Annotated in this window: 17 protein-coding genes; 3 read left to right on the top strand and 14 right to left on the bottom strand. The window is 72.7% G+C overall.

Features of this window, described 5'->3' with window-relative positions; genetic code table 11:
• Positions 1–96: 96 nt before the first annotated feature.
• The 4 genes from ACWFR1_RS05050 to ACWFR1_RS05035 all read right to left on the bottom strand — a co-directional run bounded on the left by ACWFR1_RS05050 (position 97) and on the right by ACWFR1_RS05035 (position 3,825).
• A complete protein-coding gene (locus ACWFR1_RS05050) occupies positions 97–1,431 on the bottom strand; it encodes a beta-xylosidase (RefSeq protein WP_453546565.1) in 1,335 nt (444 codons plus the stop codon).
• Positions 1,432–1,621: 190 nt separating this feature from the next.
• Complete coding sequence (locus tag ACWFR1_RS05045) at positions 1,622–2,101, bottom strand: hypothetical protein (protein WP_453546563.1); 480 nt, start codon at positions 2,099–2,101, stop codon at positions 1,622–1,624.
• Positions 2,102–2,299: 198 nt separating this feature from the next.
• The gene (locus ACWFR1_RS05040) at positions 2,300–2,662 is read right to left on the bottom strand and encodes a cytidine deaminase (protein WP_453546561.1); all 363 of its coding nucleotides are present in this window, start codon (positions 2,660–2,662) and stop codon (positions 2,300–2,302) included.
• 302 nt (positions 2,663–2,964) lie between these two features.
• Complete coding sequence (locus tag ACWFR1_RS05035; RefSeq protein WP_453546587.1) at positions 2,965–3,825, bottom strand: helix-turn-helix transcriptional regulator; 861 nt, start codon at positions 3,823–3,825, stop codon at positions 2,965–2,967.
• A 129-nt stretch (positions 3,826–3,954) separates the two neighbouring features.
• Here ACWFR1_RS05035 and ACWFR1_RS05030 point away from each other — a divergent pair, with 129 nt between their 5' ends.
• Positions 3,955–5,367: an MFS transporter gene (locus tag ACWFR1_RS05030; RefSeq protein WP_453546559.1), complete on the top strand. Its 1,413-nt coding sequence runs from the start codon at positions 3,955–3,957 to the stop codon at positions 5,365–5,367.
• A 16-nt stretch (positions 5,368–5,383) separates the two neighbouring features.
• On the opposite strand, the gene ACWFR1_RS05025 is transcribed toward ACWFR1_RS05030, so the two are convergent.
• The 5 genes from ACWFR1_RS05025 to ACWFR1_RS05005 all read right to left on the bottom strand — a co-directional run bounded on the left by ACWFR1_RS05025 (position 5,384) and on the right by ACWFR1_RS05005 (position 9,871).
• On the bottom strand, positions 5,384–5,737 hold the full coding sequence (locus ACWFR1_RS05025; RefSeq protein WP_453546556.1) for an MmcQ/YjbR family DNA-binding protein: 354 nt from the start codon (positions 5,735–5,737) through the stop codon (positions 5,384–5,386).
• Positions 5,738–5,742: 5 nt separating this feature from the next.
• Positions 5,743–7,038 carry a hemolysin family protein gene (locus tag ACWFR1_RS05020; protein ID WP_453546553.1) on the bottom strand — a complete coding sequence of 432 codons (1,296 nt, stop codon included), beginning with the start codon at positions 7,036–7,038 and terminating at the stop codon, positions 5,743–5,745.
• A gap of 4 nt (positions 7,039–7,042) precedes the next feature.
• Entirely contained in the window at positions 7,043–7,540 is a 498-nt protein-coding gene (gene ybeY, locus ACWFR1_RS05015) for an rRNA maturation RNase YbeY (RefSeq protein ID WP_141297996.1), read from the bottom strand.
• A 12-nt stretch (positions 7,541–7,552) separates the two neighbouring features.
• On the bottom strand, positions 7,553–8,632 hold the full coding sequence (locus ACWFR1_RS05010; protein ID WP_453546550.1) for a PhoH family protein: 1,080 nt from the start codon (positions 8,630–8,632) through the stop codon (positions 7,553–7,555).
• Between the two features lie 105 nt (positions 8,633–8,737).
• Positions 8,738–9,871: a carbohydrate kinase family protein gene (locus ACWFR1_RS05005; protein WP_453546547.1), complete on the bottom strand. Its 1,134-nt coding sequence runs from the start codon at positions 9,869–9,871 to the stop codon at positions 8,738–8,740.
• A gap of 256 nt (positions 9,872–10,127) precedes the next feature.
• Here ACWFR1_RS05005 and ACWFR1_RS05000 point away from each other — a divergent pair, with 256 nt between their 5' ends.
• Positions 10,128–11,471 (top strand): MFS transporter, encoded by a 1,344-nt coding sequence (locus ACWFR1_RS05000; protein WP_453546545.1) that lies wholly within the window; start codon positions 10,128–10,130, stop codon positions 11,469–11,471.
• A 16-nt stretch (positions 11,472–11,487) separates the two neighbouring features.
• Positions 11,488–12,177 (top strand): class I SAM-dependent methyltransferase, encoded by a 690-nt coding sequence (locus ACWFR1_RS04995; RefSeq protein WP_453546585.1) that lies wholly within the window; start codon positions 11,488–11,490, stop codon positions 12,175–12,177.
• A 65-nt stretch (positions 12,178–12,242) separates the two neighbouring features.
• On the opposite strand, the gene ACWFR1_RS04990 is transcribed toward ACWFR1_RS04995, so the two are convergent.
• The 5 genes from ACWFR1_RS04990 to ACWFR1_RS04970 form a co-directional block, all read right to left on the bottom strand.
• Positions 12,243–13,241: an adenosine deaminase gene (locus ACWFR1_RS04990; RefSeq protein WP_453546543.1), complete on the bottom strand. Its 999-nt coding sequence runs from the start codon at positions 13,239–13,241 to the stop codon at positions 12,243–12,245.
• Positions 13,242–13,250: 9 nt separating this feature from the next.
• Positions 13,251–14,153: a ribonuclease Z gene (locus tag ACWFR1_RS04985; RefSeq protein WP_453546541.1), complete on the bottom strand. Its 903-nt coding sequence runs from the start codon at positions 14,151–14,153 to the stop codon at positions 13,251–13,253.
• 3 nt (positions 14,154–14,156) lie between these two features.
• Entirely contained in the window at positions 14,157–14,516 is a 360-nt protein-coding gene (locus tag ACWFR1_RS04980) for a histidine triad nucleotide-binding protein (RefSeq protein WP_453546538.1), read from the bottom strand.
• Positions 14,517–14,613: 97 nt separating this feature from the next.
• A complete protein-coding gene (locus ACWFR1_RS04975; protein ID WP_453546536.1) occupies positions 14,614–15,708 on the bottom strand; it encodes a tetratricopeptide repeat protein in 1,095 nt (364 codons plus the stop codon).
• On the bottom strand, positions 15,705–17,030 hold the full coding sequence (locus tag ACWFR1_RS04970; protein ID WP_453546534.1) for a tetratricopeptide repeat protein: 1,326 nt from the start codon (positions 17,028–17,030) through the stop codon (positions 15,705–15,707). The genes ACWFR1_RS04975 and ACWFR1_RS04970 overlap by 4 nt, the downstream gene beginning before the upstream one ends.
• Positions 17,031–17,039: the final 9 nt, after the last annotated feature.

Raw genomic sequence — 17,039 nt, 5'->3', positions numbered from 1 at the left:
GGGGGGGGGGGGGGGGGGGGGGGGGGGGGGGCCCCCCCCCCCCCGGGGGGGGGGGGGGGGGGGGGGGGGGGCCCCCCCCCCCCCCCCGCCGGGTGGTCAGGACAGGGTCAGCGTCAGCACGCCCGCGTACGCGCCGGGCGCGGTGAACGCCGGGACGTCGAGGGAGAGCTTGGCGTCGACGGTGAACTCGCCGCCCGTGAGGGTGCCGTTCGGCGTGGAGGCGAGGGTCGCGCCGCCGCTGCCGACGGGACCGGCCGAGCCGGCCGCGCAGGTGCTGGGGCTGCCGGCCTTGGCCGTGCAGGCAGGGGTCCAGCTGAGGTTCCCGCCGCCGATCGCACCGCCGGGGCCGGTGAAGTCGGTGACCTTGCCGGTCAGGGACCAGCCCGCGGGGCCGCCGCGGAAGTCCTTGACCGTCACCGTCTTCAGGTCGCCGGTGGCCGCGCCGCCCTGCCCGAAGTCGACCGAGGTCAGCTCGACGGCGTCCCCCGCCTGACTCATGGAGAGCTCGCCCGCCGTGACGGCCGCGGTGATCGTCTGGCTGTTCGGCGGGGCCGGGACGACGACCTTGTACGCGACGGGTCCCGCGCCCTTCTCGGGATCCCAGGCCGCGCCCTCGTACGCCACGACACCGGTGGTCGCCACGTCGTTGACCTTCAGGCGGGCGGCGAACCCGCCCTCGGTGTCGGTCGTGACGGTCATCCGGTCGGCGGTCTCCGCTCCGCCGGCCCGGCCGACGACGGTGACCTCGGTGAGCGGGGTGAACTTGGCGCCGTTGACCGTCACCCGCACCCCGGGGTCACCGGAGGCGGTGTCGAGCTGGAGCGTCCGGGCGTTGGGGCTGGTCACGGGGCTCGCGACGACCGTCTCGGAGACCGGGGCGGGCGGGTTGAGCACCGTACAAGGGGTGTCCAGCTCCATCAGATAGCTGGTGTGGATGTTGTAGTCGCCCGGCGAGAGGGTGATCGATCCGGCCGTGGTGACCGTGAAGGTACCGGTCATGGAGAAGGCCGGGAAGGAGCCCAGGCCCGGGATGGGCGGGTTCTTCTTGGGTCCGGTGACGCTGACCGCGCCGGTCTGGGCGCCGCCGAGGACGACCTTGCCGCTCGGGGTCATGATGTCGGCCGGGAGCGCGAGGTCGACGGGGTTCGACGCGGCGGGCTTGGTGATCGTGTAGGTCACCGTCACCGTGTCGCCGACCTTGGGGGCGGCCTTGTCGACCGAGATCTCGGCGGTCGTGGTGCCCGTGATGGGCGGGATGCCGGCGATCGGCGGCGGAACGCAGCGGGTCTGGAACTCCACCGGGGTGGAGAGTTCGACCGCGTGGGCCGGGGCGGCGATGGCGCCGCCTGCCGCGACCGCGAGAGCGGTGGCGCCGAGGACGGCGGTCCAGCGCCGTCTTCGGTGCGCCGCCCGGGAACGGGTGAGTGCCATGTGTGGGCCCCCTCCTGAGGGATGAGAGGGCGCCATTGACGGCTGCGGGCCGAGAGAAGTCAATGGAATCGAAAACCACCGACTGATGACCCATCAGATTCTGTCAAGATCAGCAGGATTGCGCGTTTTCGCAGGTCACGCCAGCGACCGGTGCCGCCGTCGGCGACACCGGTCAGGGGTGGGACAGGGCTCAGCTGAAGACGAACGGCCCTGGCGACTGCGAGGTCACGGCGTCACAGTTCACCGTGACTCCGAAGATCACCATCTTGAGGGCGACACCCGCGAAGTACGAGTTGAGGCTGTCGCCCGAGGCCACGGTCCCGCTCAGGGGGCCGATGGTGACGGCCTGCCCGGCACCGACCGCCGGGTTCTTCTTCCCGGTGAAGACCCGGGTGCCGCCGCCCGCCTTGGCCAGTGTCAGCGTGGCGTTGATCTGGTCCGTGCCGACCGCGATCGGCGTCGTGACGGCCGTGCTGATGGTCATGGTCGCGGACGTGCCGCTCTGGGTCGCGGTGATGTTGGCGGTTCCGCCGCCCCAGCTGCCGCAGTCGTACTGCGCCGTGGCGGTTCCCGGTGAGACGGCTCCGGCCGTCGGGGCGAAGGCGAGTCCGGCGGCGGCGAGCGCTCCGGTGAGTACCGCGACCGTCCCTAAGGTGCTTCTGCTTCTCATGGCGAGTTCGAACCCCTTCCGATGACGAACGCAGGGGTGCGGACACTGCGTGAATGGCGAATATCTGACGGTCCGTCGGGCGAACCGATGCTCATTGAGACGCAGACCGCCGGGGAAGGCAAGAGAAGATGCGGTGATCCTTCACAAACGCGCAAGGGCCCGGCGTCCCGCCGGGCCCTCGATGTCCTGTTCCGCTCCTCAGCCGGCGGTGACGGCCGTGCGCAGCTGTCCGTCGGGCCCCGCGAGCAGCACCGGGGTCTCCGGGCCGCCGAGGTCCCGTACGGCCGCGCGGTCCTCCGCCGAGGCGGCCTCGGCGGAGGACACGACGGCCGCCGCCTCCAGGGACTGGGCGCCGCTGGCCACCGCCATCGCCACCGCGGTCCGCAGCGCGCTCAGCTTGAGCGACTCCAGCTCCACGGTCCCCGCCACGTACGTCCGCCCGGTCTCGTCCCGTACGGCCGCGCCCTCGGGCACGCCGTTGCGCGCGCGGGCGCTGCGCGCAAGGGTGATGATCTTGAGGTCCTCGGCGCCGAGGTCGCCGTGCTCGCTGCTGAGTGTCATGGCCCGAGCATAGGTCGGGGCCGGGGAGGACCCGGCCACCGTCTCATCCCCCGGCCGGGCGGGTCTCAGCCCGCGACCGGACGGGCAGACCCCACGGCCGGCCACGTCTCGGCCCGCGACTACCCGGTCTCAGCCCGTGACCGGACGGGCACACCCCACGGCCGGCCGCGTCTCGACCCGTGACCGGACGGGCACACCCCGCTCCCGGCCACGTCTCGACCCGCGACCGGACGGGCACACCCCGCTCCCGGCCACGTCTCGACCCGCGACCGGACGGGCACACCCCGCTCCCGGCCACCGTCTCAGCCCGCGACCGGGTACATCGCCCCGCGGCGGCCCTCCGGGGAGACCAGCCACTCCAGCTTCGCGGCCGTGTCCGCCTCCGGGAGCGGGGTGTGCATGACGATGACCAGGTCAGGCCTGGCCGGGACCCTGAGCTGGGTGGCCTCGACGACCAGCGTGCCGACCAGCGGGTGCTCCATCTCCTTGCGGTTCTGGCCGCCCGGCAGGATGTCCCGCCGCTCCCACAGCGCGGCGAACTCCGGGCTCAGCTCCCTGAGCTCCTCGACGACCGCCCGGAACCCCTCGTCGTCCGGGCACTCCGAGCAGGCGGAGCGGAACTGCGCGACGACCCGGGGCGCGAGCTCCTCCCAGTGGACCGTCCGCGAGCGGTACAGCGGGTCGGTGAAGAAGGTGACGAGACAGTTCTGCGGGGCGTCCGGCCGCATCCCGAGCACGATCGCCGCCGCGTCGTTGTAGAGGACCGTGTTCCAGTACACGTCCATGATGTGCGCGGGAAACGGCATCCACGTGTCGATGAGCCGCCGCAGCCCCTGGCACATGTCCCGGTCCTCCGGGGCGGCCTCCAGGGCCGGCGGGTTGAGCGCGGCGAGGACGTACAGATGGCGCCGCTCCGCCGGGCTCAGCCGCAGCACGCGCGCCACCGAGTCCAGGACCTGCGGCGAGACCGTGATGTCCCGGCCCTGCTCCAGCCACTGGTACCAGGACACCCCGACGCCCGCGAGGACCGCGACCTCCTCGCGGCGCAGCCCGGGGGTGCGGCGGCGCGCACCGCCGTCCGGGAGCCCTGCCTCGGCCGGGCTCACCCGGGCCCGGCGGCTCATCAGGAACTCGCGCAGTTCGCCGAGGCGGTGCTGCTTCATGCCGGTGCTCTCGAGTGCGGTGGCCACGTCCGCGTCCTCCCCCTGGATGCCTGGTGGTGCCTGGTGGTACGACCAACAGGATAAGTACCCGCTCCCCACCCGTGTTCCCGTGGCGCGAGAGTCGTCGGCATGGCAACGACGACCACTCCCTCCGCTCCGCCCGCCCCCTCCGCCGCTCCCCCGGCCGCCCCGGCCTCCCTGACCGGCCGCAACCGGCTCATCCTCTTCGTCCTGTGCGCCGCCCAGTTCATGGTGGCGCTCGACTTCTCCGTCCTGAACGTCGCCCTGCCCGTCCTCGGCGCCGACCTCGGCCTGAGCCAGTCCGCCCTCCAGTGGGCCGTCACCGCCTTCGCCCTGCCCTCCGGCGGTTTCCTGCTCCTCTTCGGACGGATCGGCGACCTCTACGGGCGCAAGAAGCTGTTCCTCGCCGGGCTCGCGCTCTTCGGCGCGGCCTCGCTGCTCGCCACCTTCGCCTGGAACCCGGCCGCCTTCCTCACCGGGCGCGCCCTCCAGGGCATCGGCGCCGCCGCGATCGTGCCCACCGGCATGTCGCTCCTGACGACCACGTTCCCCGAGGGCCCGCTGCGGGACAAGGCGCTCGGCATCTCCGGCACCCTGCTCTCGCTGGGCTTCACCGTCGGCATGGTGCTCGGCGGGGTCATGACCGACACCCTCGGCTGGCGCTCCACGATGGGCCTGCTCGCCCTGTTCACCGTGATCGTGCTGCCGCTGGCACCGGGCCTGCTGCCCGAGTCGCGCACCCCCGAGCGGCCCCGGCTCGACGTGCCGGGCGCGGTCACCGTCACCGGTGGTCTGCTCGCGCTGATCTACGCCCTGTCGACGGCCGCCGAGCACGGCTTCGGCCGGACGGACGTGCGGGTCACGCTGGTGGCGGGAGTGCTGCTGCTCGCGGTCTTCGTCCGGGTCGAGTCCCGGCACGCGGCCCCGCTGGTCTCGCTGCCGATGCTGCGGCGGCGCACGGTCGCCTTCGGCAACCTCGGCGGTCTGATCACCTTCTCGATGATGTCGACCGTCGTCTTCGTCCTGACCCTGTACCTCCAGGAGACGCTGGAACTCTCGCCGTTCGCCACCGGTCTCGTCTTCGGTGTGCAGGGGGTCTTCGCGGTCGTGGCCGGGATGCTCGCGCCGAAGGTGATCGGCCGGTTCGGCGCCCGCCGCGTCCTGGTCGGCTCGCTCGCCGGGCAGGGCCTGCTGACGGCCGCGATCCTCGGCGTGGGCCGGGACTCGGGTGTGCTCCTGGCGACGGTCGCGGCCTCGCTGGCCTGCATGTTGCACCTGGGCGCGATCATCTCGTACGGACTGATCGTCACCTCCGGCGTCCCGGACGAGGAGCAGGGCCTGGCGACCGGTCTGGTGACGACCACCCAGCAGGTCGGGCTCACGATCGGGATCCCGCTGCTCGGGGTGCTCGCGACCACGGGCGGGGACCTGTTCGGCGGGGTCCGCACGGTCCTCGCCCTGGACGCGGCGATCGTGCTCGGTACGGCGGTCCTCGTCGCCCTCGGCCTGCGCCGCAGGTAAGACCGTCCGGTCCACGTCAGGGGCGGTCGAGGCGGAGCCGTACCGCCTTGGGGAGACCGGCGACGACGAGGTCGTACGAGTCCTCGACGAGCTCCCGGACCATCCGGTCCGGGAGCTCTCCGACGGTCACCGTGTTCCAGTGCCGCTTGTTCATGTGATAGCCGGGGGCTACCGCCGGATGCTCCTCGCGGAGCCGTACGGCCTCGTCCGGATCGCACTTGAGGTTGACCCGCAGCGGCTCGGCGTCGAGCCACGACAGCGCGAACAGCTTTCCGGCGACCTTGAAGACGGAGACGTCCGGGCCGAAGGGGAACTCCTCCGTCGCGTCGTTGAACTCCAGACAGAGGGCGCGCAGCTGTTCGGGGGTCATGCAGGCTACTCCTCGGTTCCCTGCGGTTCCAGCGGCTCCACGAGCACGGTGACGATCTTGTTCCGGCGGCCGGCCGGGGACTCGGCCGTGAGCCGCAGCGAGCGGCCGTCCGGCAGCTCCACGACCGCCTTCGCGCCCGCGATCGGGACGCGGCCGAGGGCCTTGGCGAGCAGTCCGCCGACGGTCTCGACGTCCTCGTCGTCGTACTCGTCGGGGCCGAAGCCGTACAGCTCGCCGAGGTCACCGATGTCGAGGCGGGCGGTGACACGGTGGTTGCCCTCGCCCAGGTCCTGGACCGGCGGCAGCTCGCGGTCGTACTCGTCGGTGATCTCGCCGACGATCTCCTCGAGGATGTCCTCGATGGTGACGATGCCGGCCGTGCCGCCGTACTCGTCGATGACGACCGCGACGTGGTTGCGCTCCTGCTGCATCTCGCGCAGCAGGTCGCCGGCGTTCTTGGTGTCGGGCACGAAGGCCGCGGCCCGCATCGCGGTCGACACGAGGTCGGCCTCGGACTCGCGGTTGATGTGCGTCTTGCGGACGAGGTCCTTGAGGTACACGATGCCGACGATGTCGTCCTCGTTCTCGCCGGTGACCGGGATCCGGGAGAAGCCGGAGCGCAGCGCCAGGGTGAGGGCCTGACGGATCGTCTTGTACCGCTCGATGCAGACGAGATCGGTGCGCGGCACCATGACCTCGCGGACGAGCGTGTCGCCGAGCTCGAAGACGGAGTGCACCATGCGGCGCTCGTCGTCCTCGATGAGCGACTCCTGCTCGGCGAGGTCGACCATGGCCCGCAGCTCGGCCTCGGAGGCGAAGGGTCCCTTGCGGAAGCCCTTGCCCGGGGTGAGCGCGTTGCCGATGAGGATCAGCAGCTGCGGGATCGGCCCCATGATCCGGGCCAGCGGCAGCAGGACGTACGCGGCGGCCGTCGCGGTGTTCAGCGGGTGCTGGCGGCCGATGGTGCGCGGCGAGACGCCGACGGCGACGTACGAGACGAGGACCATGACGGCGATCGCGACGAGCAGCGCCTCCCAGGTCTCCGGGAAGGCTTCGAGGCAGGCGTACGTGACGAGGACGCCGGCCGCCATCTCGCAGGCGACGCGGACGAGCAGCGCCACATTGAGATAGCGGGTCGGGTCGGAGGCGATCTGGGCGAGCTTCTCGGCCCCGCGCCGCCCGGACCGTACGGCCTCGGCGGCGCGGAAGCTGGAGACGCGGGCGAGACCGGCCTCGGCGCAGGCGGCGAGCCAGGCGACGACGACCAGGGCGACCGCGCCGAGGATCAGCGAGACGTCCATCGGGTCAGGAGACGGTCGGCGCCGGGGACGGGCCGGTGTGGCCCTTCTCCGCGCGCCAGCCGTCGACGATCGCCGCCTGGAGGCCGAACATCTCGGCCTTCTCCTCGGGCTCCTCGTGGTCGTACCCGAGGAGGTGGAGCACGCCGTGGACGGTGAGGAGCTGGAGCTCCTCGTCCATGGAGTGCTCTGTCGGCGCGTCCTTGCCCTGCTGGGTGGCGACCTCGGGGCAGAGCACGATGTCGCCCAGGAGCCCCTGCGGGGGCTCCTGGTCGTCCTTCGCCGGCGGGCGCAGCTCGTCCATCGGGAAGGACATGACGTCCGTCGGTCCGGGCAGGTCCATCCACTGGATGTGGAGCTGCTCCATCGCCTCCGCGTCCACGACGATCACCGAGAGCTCGGAGAGCGGGTGGATGCGCATGCGCGCGAGCGCGTAGCGGGCGATGTCGAGGATCGCCTGCTCGTCGACCTCGGTACCGGACTCGTTGTTGACGTCGATCGACATGTGTTCTGCGTTCTACTTCCCGTTACGGCCGCGCCGATGCTCGCCGCGGTTCTCGTCGCGGCTCTCGTTGCGGAGGTCGTACTGCTCGTACGCGTCGACGATACGGCCGACGAGCTTGTGCCGGACGACATCCTGCGACGTGAGCGTCGAGAAGTGCACGTCCTGGACACCGTCCAGGATGTCGCGGACCTGCCGCAGACCGCTCTTCGTGCCGTTCGGCAGGTCGACCTGGGTGACGTCACCGGTGATGACGATCTTCGAGTCGAAGCCGAGGCGGGTGAGGAACATCTTCATCTGTTCGGGGTTCGTGTTCTGCGCCTCGTCGAGGATGATGAACGCGTCGTTCAGCGTCCTTCCACGCATGTACGCCAGCGGCGCGACCTCGATCGTCCCGCTCGCCATCAGCTTGGGGATCGAGTCGGGGTCGAGCATGTCGTGCAGCGCGTCGTAGAGCGGGCGCAGGTACGGGTCGATCTTCTCGTAGAGCGTGCCGGGCAGGAAGCCGAGCCGCTCGCCCGCCTCGACGGCGGGGCGGGTCAGGATGATCCGGGTGACCTGCTTGGACTGCAGGGCCTGGACCGCCTTGGCCATGGCGAGGTAGGTCTTGCCGGTACCGGCGGGGCCGATGCCGAAGACGATCGTGTGCTTGTCGATCGCGTCGACGTACCGCTTCTGGTTGAGCGTCTTGGGACGGATGGTGCGCCCGCGGCTGGAGAGGATGTTCTGTGTGAGCACCTCGGCGGGGGTCTCGCCGCCGTCCGCCGTTCCGGTGTCGCTCGCCCTGAGCATGGCGATCGAACGTTCCACTGCGTCCTCCGTCATCGGCTGACCGGTGCGGAGCACCAGCATCATCTCGTCGAACAGGCGCTGAATCAGGGCGACTTCCGCCGTGCTCCCGACCGCGCTGACCTGGTTGCCCCGGACATGGATGTCGGCCTTCGGGAAGGACTTCTCGATCACGCGGAGAAGCGCGTCACCGGAGCCGAGCAGGCTCACCATCGGATGCTTCGCGGGGACGGTGAAGTGGGCGCGGGCCTGGCCGGACGTCCCGTCCTGGGACGCTCCGTCGTGGGCTGTGGGTGTCTGAGTCATGGGCCGGCACTAAGGCCTGCGCATACCTCCCGTTGCAGGGTTCTCGCTGCTCGACAACCTCTCGGATTCCCAGCCTACGACTTGGCACCGACAGGCCGAAGGGAATTACGAGGCGGCCGCCCGGAAGCCGATCGTCGGTACCGCGCGGCGCAGCGGCCAGGGGCGCGCGGGGGCGGGCAGGAGCCGCTCCAGGAAGGCGTACCGGCCGCGCAGCGCCTCGGGGTCCTGCCTGGCGTGGCCCTGGACGTGCTGCCACCAGGCGGCGATCTCGCCCCAGGTCGGGGCGGAGAGGGAGCCGCCGAACTCCTGGACGGAGAGGGCCGCGGTGAGGCCCGCGAAGGCGAGCCGGTCGGCGAGGGGCCAGTCGGCGAGGGTGCCGGTGACGAAGCCGGCGACGAAGACGTCCCCGGCGCCGGTGGGGTCGAGGGCGGCTACCTGGATGGCGGGGACCTCGGCGGTCTCGCCGGTGGCGCCGTCGACGGCGTACGCGCCCTCGGCACCGAGGGTGACCACGGCGTAGCGGACCTTGTCGGCGAGGGCGCGGGCGGCGGCCCGGGGGCAGTCGGTGCGGGTGTACCGCATGGCCTCGGCGGCGTTGGGCAGGAAGGCCTCGCAGTGTTCCAGGTCGGTGAGGCCCGCCAGGTCCCAGCGGCCGGTCTCGTCCCAGCCGACGTCGGCGAAGACCTTGGCGCCGCCGCGGGCGGCCTGGGCGACCCACTCCTCGCCGCGGCCGGGTACGAGCGAGGCGACGGCGGCGCGGGCGTGCGGCGGGTAGGCGGGGAGGGTGCCGACGGCGGCGACGGCGGCATCGGGTGGGGCCTCGTGGCCGTGGGAGACCATCGTGCGCTCGCCCTCGTAGGCCATGGAGACGGTGACCGGGGAGTGCCAGCCGGGGACGGTGCGGGAGAGCGAGAGGTCGATGCCCTCGCCCTGTTCCAGCGCGTCCCAGCAGTACTCGCCGTAGTGGTCGTCGCCGAAGGCGGCGGCGAGGGAGGTGCGCAGGCCGAGGCGGGCGAGGGCGGTGGCCATGTTGGCGACGCCGCCGGGGCTGGAGCCCATGCCGCGGGCCCAGGACTCGGTGCCGCGGACGGGGGCGCTGTCGAGGCCCGTGAAGATGATGTCGAGGAAGACCGTGCCCGTCAGGAAGACGTCGCAGTCGGGGTCGGTGGGCTCACGCAGGCACACCAACGGGTCGACCCCGGCGTGGTGTTGCGACTGGTCTCCCCTTGCTGTGCTCACGGCGGCTCCCCGAACGTGGTGTGGATCAAATCAGTGTGCCCGATGGGGCCCGGGTGGCGGGCGGGACGCACGAGGAAGGTCCGCTCCATACCCGCAAACCCACACACCAAACCGATAGTGACACAGATCACAGAATTTACCCTCGGATACCACCTTCTCGGGCAACTCACCTGCTTGATACACATGGTTCCGCGACCCCCGTGCTCCCCGCACCACCGGGCGCTCCACCCCTCCCTTTTCGTTCCCGGGAACGCCCATGTCGTCGCGCCTGCGCGGCTCGGGGGCCCTCGTCGCCCTCGTCGCCCTCTTCACCGCCGGTTACCTCGCCCCGTACCTGCTGCCGACCGTCGTCGGCCGCCTCGCCACCGGTCTCGGCATCGGCGCCTCCCAGGCGGGGCTGGTCGGCTCCGTGCTGCTGCTCGGGTCCTCCGCCGCCGGCTTCACGTTCGCCGCGCGCGGCGAACGGATCGGCGCCCGCACGGCGGCCCGCGCCGGCCTGCTCGCCATGGCCGTCGGATACGGCTCCGCCGCCGCGACCCACTCCGTGCCCCTGGTGGTCGCGGGCGCGGTCCTCGGCGGCCTGGGCTCGGGCACCGCGACAGCGGTCGCGGCGGCCGGGATCGCCGGGCAGCCCGACCCGCACCGGGCCTCGTCGCTGGGTCTGCTGACGGTCTCGGCCACCGCCGGCGCCCTCTACCTCACGCTGCCGCACCTGAGCGGCGGCCACGCGCCCCCGCTGCTCGCGATCGCCTGCGCGGCCGCCCTGGTGTGGCCACTGACGGGCCGGCTGCCGGGCTCCACGCGCGCGCGTGGAGCCCGTACGGTCCAGGCGGCCTCCCCCGGCGGGCCGCTGCCGTACCGCCGGGCCGGGGCCGTGCTCGCCGGCGGCATCCTGTGCTGGTCCCTCGCCCAGAACGCGCTCTGGGGCGTGAGCGGCCGCATCGGGCTCACCCAGGCGGGGCTCTCCGAGGTCACCGTCGGCGCGGTCTTCGCGGCGGCGCTCGGCGCGGGGCTCGCCGGGGTCACGGCGGCCGGCGCGCTCGGCTCGCGCCTCGGCCGGGCGGTGCCGATCGGCGTGGGCACCGCCGTCATCGCGGCCTGCGTGCTGCTGAGCTCGGCCGCCGGGAGCCTGGCCTCCTTCGCGACCGGCGAGATCCTGTGGAACGCCGTCTACCCGGTCGTCCTCTCGTACCTCCTCGGCCTGGCCGCCTCCCTCGACCCGCGCGGCCGCTGGGCCGTGCTCGTCGGCTCGGCGTCCTCGCTGGGCGTGGCCTGCGGCCCGGTCGTCGGCAGCCTGCTCTCGGAGAGCGCCGGGTACACCGGCATGGGCGTGGTCCTCTGTGCCCTGCTCCTCCTCGTCGCGGTCCCCATGACGGCGGTGGCCCGCCACGCCTCCGGCCGCCCGCTCGTCCCGGGCTCCGTCCGGCGCCGCGGCGGCGCCCCGGCCGCGGTCCTCGCGGGCACGGCCTCGGCGTCCTCCGCCCTCGTCCCGCAGATGGGCGCCCCGGAACAGCCCGTCACCGAGTTCCCGGTGCGCGCGGCACGCCGCCGCGCGGCGAAATCGGCCTTCCGGCTGGCGCGTCCGTCGGACCGCGCCTAGGGCGTGTTTCAAGTCCCTGCCGCTGATGCGTTACGGGGAGGTGCCGAGCTTCCTGGCCCTGGTCGGGGACGTGACCGGCAAGTCGGTCCTCGACCTGGCGTGCGGCACCGGTTTCTACAGCAGGGAGTTCAAGCGGCGGGGCGCCACCGACGTGTTCGGTGTCGACATCTCCGTCGAGATGATCGCGGCCGCGAAGGAGATCGACCGGCGTGACCCGCTGGGCGTGGTCTACGAGGTCGGGGACGTGGCCGAGCTGCGGCAGCTCGACCGGCGCTACGACATCGCGCTGGGCGTGCAGTGTCTCAACTACGCGGCGGACATCGCGGAGACGGAACGGATGTGCGCCAACATCCACAGGAACCTGGAGCCGGGCGGCGAGTTCTTCCTGCTCGTCCAGACGCCCGACTACCGGTACGACGGTCCGCCGCTGGACAAGTACGGCTTCCGTATCGAGGCGACCGACGAGCAGATCGAGACGGGCGGCCGGGGGCGGCTCACGGCGCTCCTCGACCCTCAGCCGATCACCATCATCACCACGTGCCCGCGCCGCGAGGTCTACGAGCAGTCCCTGAAGGCGGCCGGGTTCAGCGCGCTGGAGTGGGTCCCGCTGTCGGTGTCCGAGGCCGGCATCCGCGCGTACGGCGAGGAGTTCTGGGCGGACATGCTCTCCGACCCGCCGCTCGAACTGCTGCGCTGCCGCGCGTGACGCGGCCGGCCGGGTGATGTTCCGGGGGTGGGACGGCCGCGCGCGACCGTCCCGCCCCGGGCGGGCTACACGGCCCCGAAGTCGTACGCCTCCACCTCGGCGAGGCAGTCGGCCCTGCGCGGCTCGTCGTCCTCCAGGAAGGAGGCCTCGAAGGAGTTGCGGGCCAGTTCGCGGAGCTGGTCCTCGGTGAGGCCGAGAGCCTCCCGCACCCCGTCGAAGTTGTCGCCCGCGTAGCCGCCGAAGTAGGCCGGGTCGTCGGAGTTCACCGTCACCAGCAGGCCGGCCGCCATCATCGCGCGGAGCGGGTGGTCGGCGAGGGTGTCGATGACGCGGAGCCGGACGTTCGACAGGGGACATAGCGTCAGCGGCACCCGCTCGCGGACCAGCCGGTCGACGAGCTCCGGGTCCTCCATGCAGCGCAGCCCGTGGTCGATACGCTCCACGCCGAGGACGTCCAGCGCCTCGCGGACGTACGCGGCGGGGCCCTCCTCGCCCGCGTGCGCGACGCGGCGCAGCCCGAGCCGGGCGGCCTCCTCGTACACCTCGCGGAACTTCGCGGGCGGGTGGCCGACCTCCGCCGAGTCCAGGCCGACACCGGTGATCCGGTGCAGATACGGCTTCGCGGCCTCCAGGGTGGCCAGGGCCGACTCGGCGGACTCGTCGCGCAGGAAGCACATGATGAGCCGGGTAGAGATGCCGTACCGCTCCTCGGCACGGTCGAGGGAGGCCCCGAGGCCCTCGATCACGGTGCCGATGGGGACTCCGCGCGCGGTGTGCGCCTGCGGGTCGAAGAAGATCTCGGCGTGCCGGACGCCCTGGCCCGCGGCCCGCTCCAGATAGGCGTCGGCGAGCTCCGTGAAGTCCTCGGCGGTGCGCAGGACCGCCAGCACGCCGTAGTACAGGTCCAGGAAGGACTGGAGGTCGCTGAACTCGTACGCCTCGCGCAGCGCGGCCGTGTCCGCGTACGGCAGGGTGACGCCGTTGCGCTCGGCGAGCGCGAAGGCCAGCTCGGGTTCGAGGGTGCCTTCGATGTGGAGGTGCAGTTCGGCCTTGGGAAGGGGCATGGTGGTGCTCTATCTCTTCGGTACGGGGACCCGCATGAGGTCCTGGGCAATGCTCAGTTCGCCGTCGAACCCGGCCGCCCGCGCCTGCCGCTCGAACACGGCCGGGTCGGAGTAGCGCTGCGAGAAGTGCGTGAGGACGAGGTGCCGCACGCCCGCGTCCCGGGCGACCGCCGCGGCCTGGCCGGCCGTCAGATGGCCGTGGTCGGTGGCGAGCCGGACGTCCTCGTCGAGGAAGGTCGACTCGATGACGAGCATGTCGGCGCCCTCGGCGAGCGCGTGGACCCCGTCGCAGAGGCGGGTGTCCATGACGAAGGCGAAGCGCTGCCCGCGCCGGACCTCGCTGACCTCGTCGAGCGTCACTCCGCCGAGCACGCCGTCGCGCTGGATCCGGCCCACGTCGGGCCCCTTGATGCCGTGCGCGGCGAGCCGCTCAGGCAGGATCCGCCGCCCGTCGGGCTCGATGATCCGGTAGCCGTACGACTCGACGGGGTGCGAGAGCTTGCGCGCGTCGAGGGTGAACTCTGCGGTGACCGCGAGCGGTCCGTCGGCGGCGACGGGCGCCTCGGTCAGCTTCACGGTCTCGCGGTAGGCCGTGGCGTACCGCAGCCGCTCGAAGAACCGCTGCCCGCTCGCCGGGTAGTGGGCGGTGACCGGGTGCGGGACCTGGTCGAGGTTGATCCGCTGGATCACCCCGGCCAGGCCGAGCGAGTGGTCGCCGTGGAAGTGCGTGACGCAGATCCGGTCGAGGTCGTGCGCGGCGACCCCGGCGCGCAGCATCTGGCGCTGGGTGCCCTCGCCGGGATCGAAGAGGATGCCCCGGCCGTCCCAGCGCAGCAGATAGCCGTTGTGGTTGCGGTGCCGGGTCGGGACCTGGCTGGCGGTCCCGAGGACGACCAGTTCGCGTACGGACACGGGTTATCCGGGCGGCCAGTTGAGGCCACGGCCGCCCAGCACGTGCGCGTGGGCGTGGAAGACGGTCTGGCCCGCGCCCGTGCCGGTGTTGAAGACGATCCGGAAACCGGTGTCGTCGATCTTCTCCTGCGCGGCGATCTCTCCGGCCTCGCGCAGTATGTCGGCGGCGACGGTCGGCGCGGCGGCGGCCAGGGAGGCGGCGTCCGGGTAGTGGAGCCTCGGGATGACGAGGACGTGGGTGGGCGCCTGCGGGTTGATGTCGCGGAACGCGAGGGTCGTCTCGGTCTCGCGCACGATCGTCGCGGGCACGTCCCCTTCCGCGATCTTGCAGAACAGGCAGTCGCTCTGCGGCTCTCCGGCCATGGCCCGGGCCTCCTCGCCTCTGATGCGTGTGGATCGTTACGACGGGAATGCTATCGGCCGCCACCGACAGGATCGCGTCGTCCCGGCGTTCCCCCGGTCAGTCCTTGGGCGCGCGGCGGTTCAGCGCCGAGCGGCTCACCCAGTACGTGATGATCACCGCCCAGAACAACGGCGTCCCCAACCCGCCCACCACGCCCGGCTCGAACGACCACAGGGCCAGCGTCACCACCGAGTACAGGCCGAGCAGCCCCACCGCGCCGGCCATCGCGATCACCGGCCGGCAGGCGCGCGCCACGAGCAGCAGCGGGCGGCGCAGCCGCGCCGGGACCCGGCGGCCCATCCACAGCACCCAGCCGCCCCAGGCGCCGACGAGCACGGCCGCGCCGATCACGAAGGGGACGACGGCCTCCGCGCCGGTGGCTCCGGAGCGGACCGGGGCGGTGGCGAGGAAGGACGCGACGAAGCCGACGAGGGCCACCCAGCGGGCGCCGGCGGCGGTGTTCCAGGCCATGGCCTCCAGGTTGTAGCGGGCCTTGCGGTCGTCGAGGTCGAGCGCGGCGGAGGCCACGAAGCCCTCGGCGGCCTGCGTCCAGGCCCCGCGCCGGAACCAGCGGCGCCGCAGCCGCAGCAGCGAGAGGTTGTTGTGGGCCTCGCTGCTCTGCGGGTTGAGCCGCAGAGCCGTCTCGTACGCCCGCTGCGCGGTGGCGTGGTCGCCCCGGCGCTGGGCGGTCAGCCCCACCAGGAAGTGCGCCGCGTCCTCCTCGGGCCCGAGGGCGACCGCGGCCCGCGCCGCCTCGTACGCCTCGACCCTCCGGCCGGGGGTGCGGGCGTGTTCGGCGTGCTCGGCGAGGGCGGTGCCGAGCGCGTAGTGGCTGCCCCAGTACTGCGGGGCGAGCGCGACGGCGCGCCGGGCGGTGGTCTCGGCCTCCGGGAAGCGCTTGAGACCCAGCAGGATCTGGACGCGCATCAGCCAGCCCATGAGCAGCTCGGGCCGGGCGCTCAGCGCCTGCTCCACAGCGGCCAGGGCGGCCGGACCGTCACCGGCCCGGTGGTGGCAGCGGGCGAGCAGGACGAGGGCGTCGGCGTCCTCCGGGTCGGTCGCGAGGTGCTGGGAGACGAGCGCGCCGGCCTGTTCGTACCGTCCGGTGTCGTAGAGCGCCTCGGCGCGCAGGAGCGCGGTCGGAGTGGTCACAGCTTGCGCTTCCGCTTCAGATAGGCGAGGAGGTCGTCGTACAGCCCGCCCTCGTTGGCGAACATGGCGACGTTCCGGGCGGCGGCGAACCACGGCTCCGTGGACGGCTTGATCTGCTTGGCCGCGCCGAGGAGGTCCTTGGTGGTGATGAGGCGTACGGACCCGCTGCGGGCGGAGTCGAGGAGCGCGGCCTCGGCGGCGGTCTCGCAGAGGTGGGCGAGGTCGGCGCCGGAGAAGTCCTCGGTGACCTTGACGAGCTTGCCGAGGTCGACGGCCTCGATGGGACGCTCGCGCAGGTGGTAGCGGAGGATCGCCTCCCGCGCGGCGGCGTCCGGCGGCAGCACGAGGAGCGTGCGGTCGAGGCGGCCGGGGCGGCGCAGCGCGATGTCCACGTCCCAGGGCACGTTGGTGGCGGCGAGGACGAAGACGCCTTCGTTGCCGGGGCCGCTCGCGATGCCGTCGAGCTCGGTGAGGAGCTGGTTGACGACATTGCGCAGACCGCTGTGGTGCGTGCGCGAGCGCTTGGCGCCGAGGGCGTCCAGCTCGTCGAGGAAGACGACGCAGGGGGCCTGGCGGCGGGCGGTCTCGAAGATGTCGTGGATGTTCTTCTCGGAGGCCCCGATCCACATGTCGAGGACGTCGGAGAGCGAGACGGTGAGGAAGTTCGCGCCGAGCTCGCCCGCGACGGCCTGGGCGATGAAGGTCTTGCCGCAGCCGGGCGGGCCGTAGAGGAGCAGGCCGCCGCGCAGCGACTTGCCGTACAGCCTGCGCAGTTCGGGGTTGCGCATGGGCGCGAGGAAGGCGGCTTCGAGCCGGTCCTTGACCTCCTCCATGCCGCCGACGTCGGCGAGGCGTACGGCACCGGGGGCGTCGACGTCCCAGGCTGCGGCGTCCCCGGCGGGCCCGTCACCGCCGTCGGCCTGCGGATCCTCGAGGAAGCGGGGCCCGACGAGGTCCTGGACCTGCTGCTCGGCGGCGGCCCAGTCGAAGGCGGAGGCGGGGGTCTCGGGGGCCTCGGGAGCGGGGGTCGCGGGCGGGGCCGCGGGCGCGGGCTGCTCGACGGCGGGCCCCGCCGCGGGAGGCGTCACGGGTGCCACGGCGGGAGGCGTCGCGGGAGGCATGCCCATCGCCCGCATCATCAGCGCGCGGGCGTCCGCGTCGCCCGGCGCGTGCTGGAGGGCGACGGCGGCCTCGCTGACGGCCTCCTCGTTGCGCCCCGCGGCGAGGAGCAGCTCGGCGAAGTGGAGGCGCAGGGGTACGTCACCGGGCGCGGCGGCAACGGCGGTGCGCAGACTGCGGATCAGAGGGGACTCGTCGGCCATGCGGCCACC

The sequence above is a fragment of the Streptomyces sp. NPDC055103 genome (genome assembly GCF_053607625.1).
This window is presented reverse-complemented; position numbering and strand designations above follow the sequence as displayed.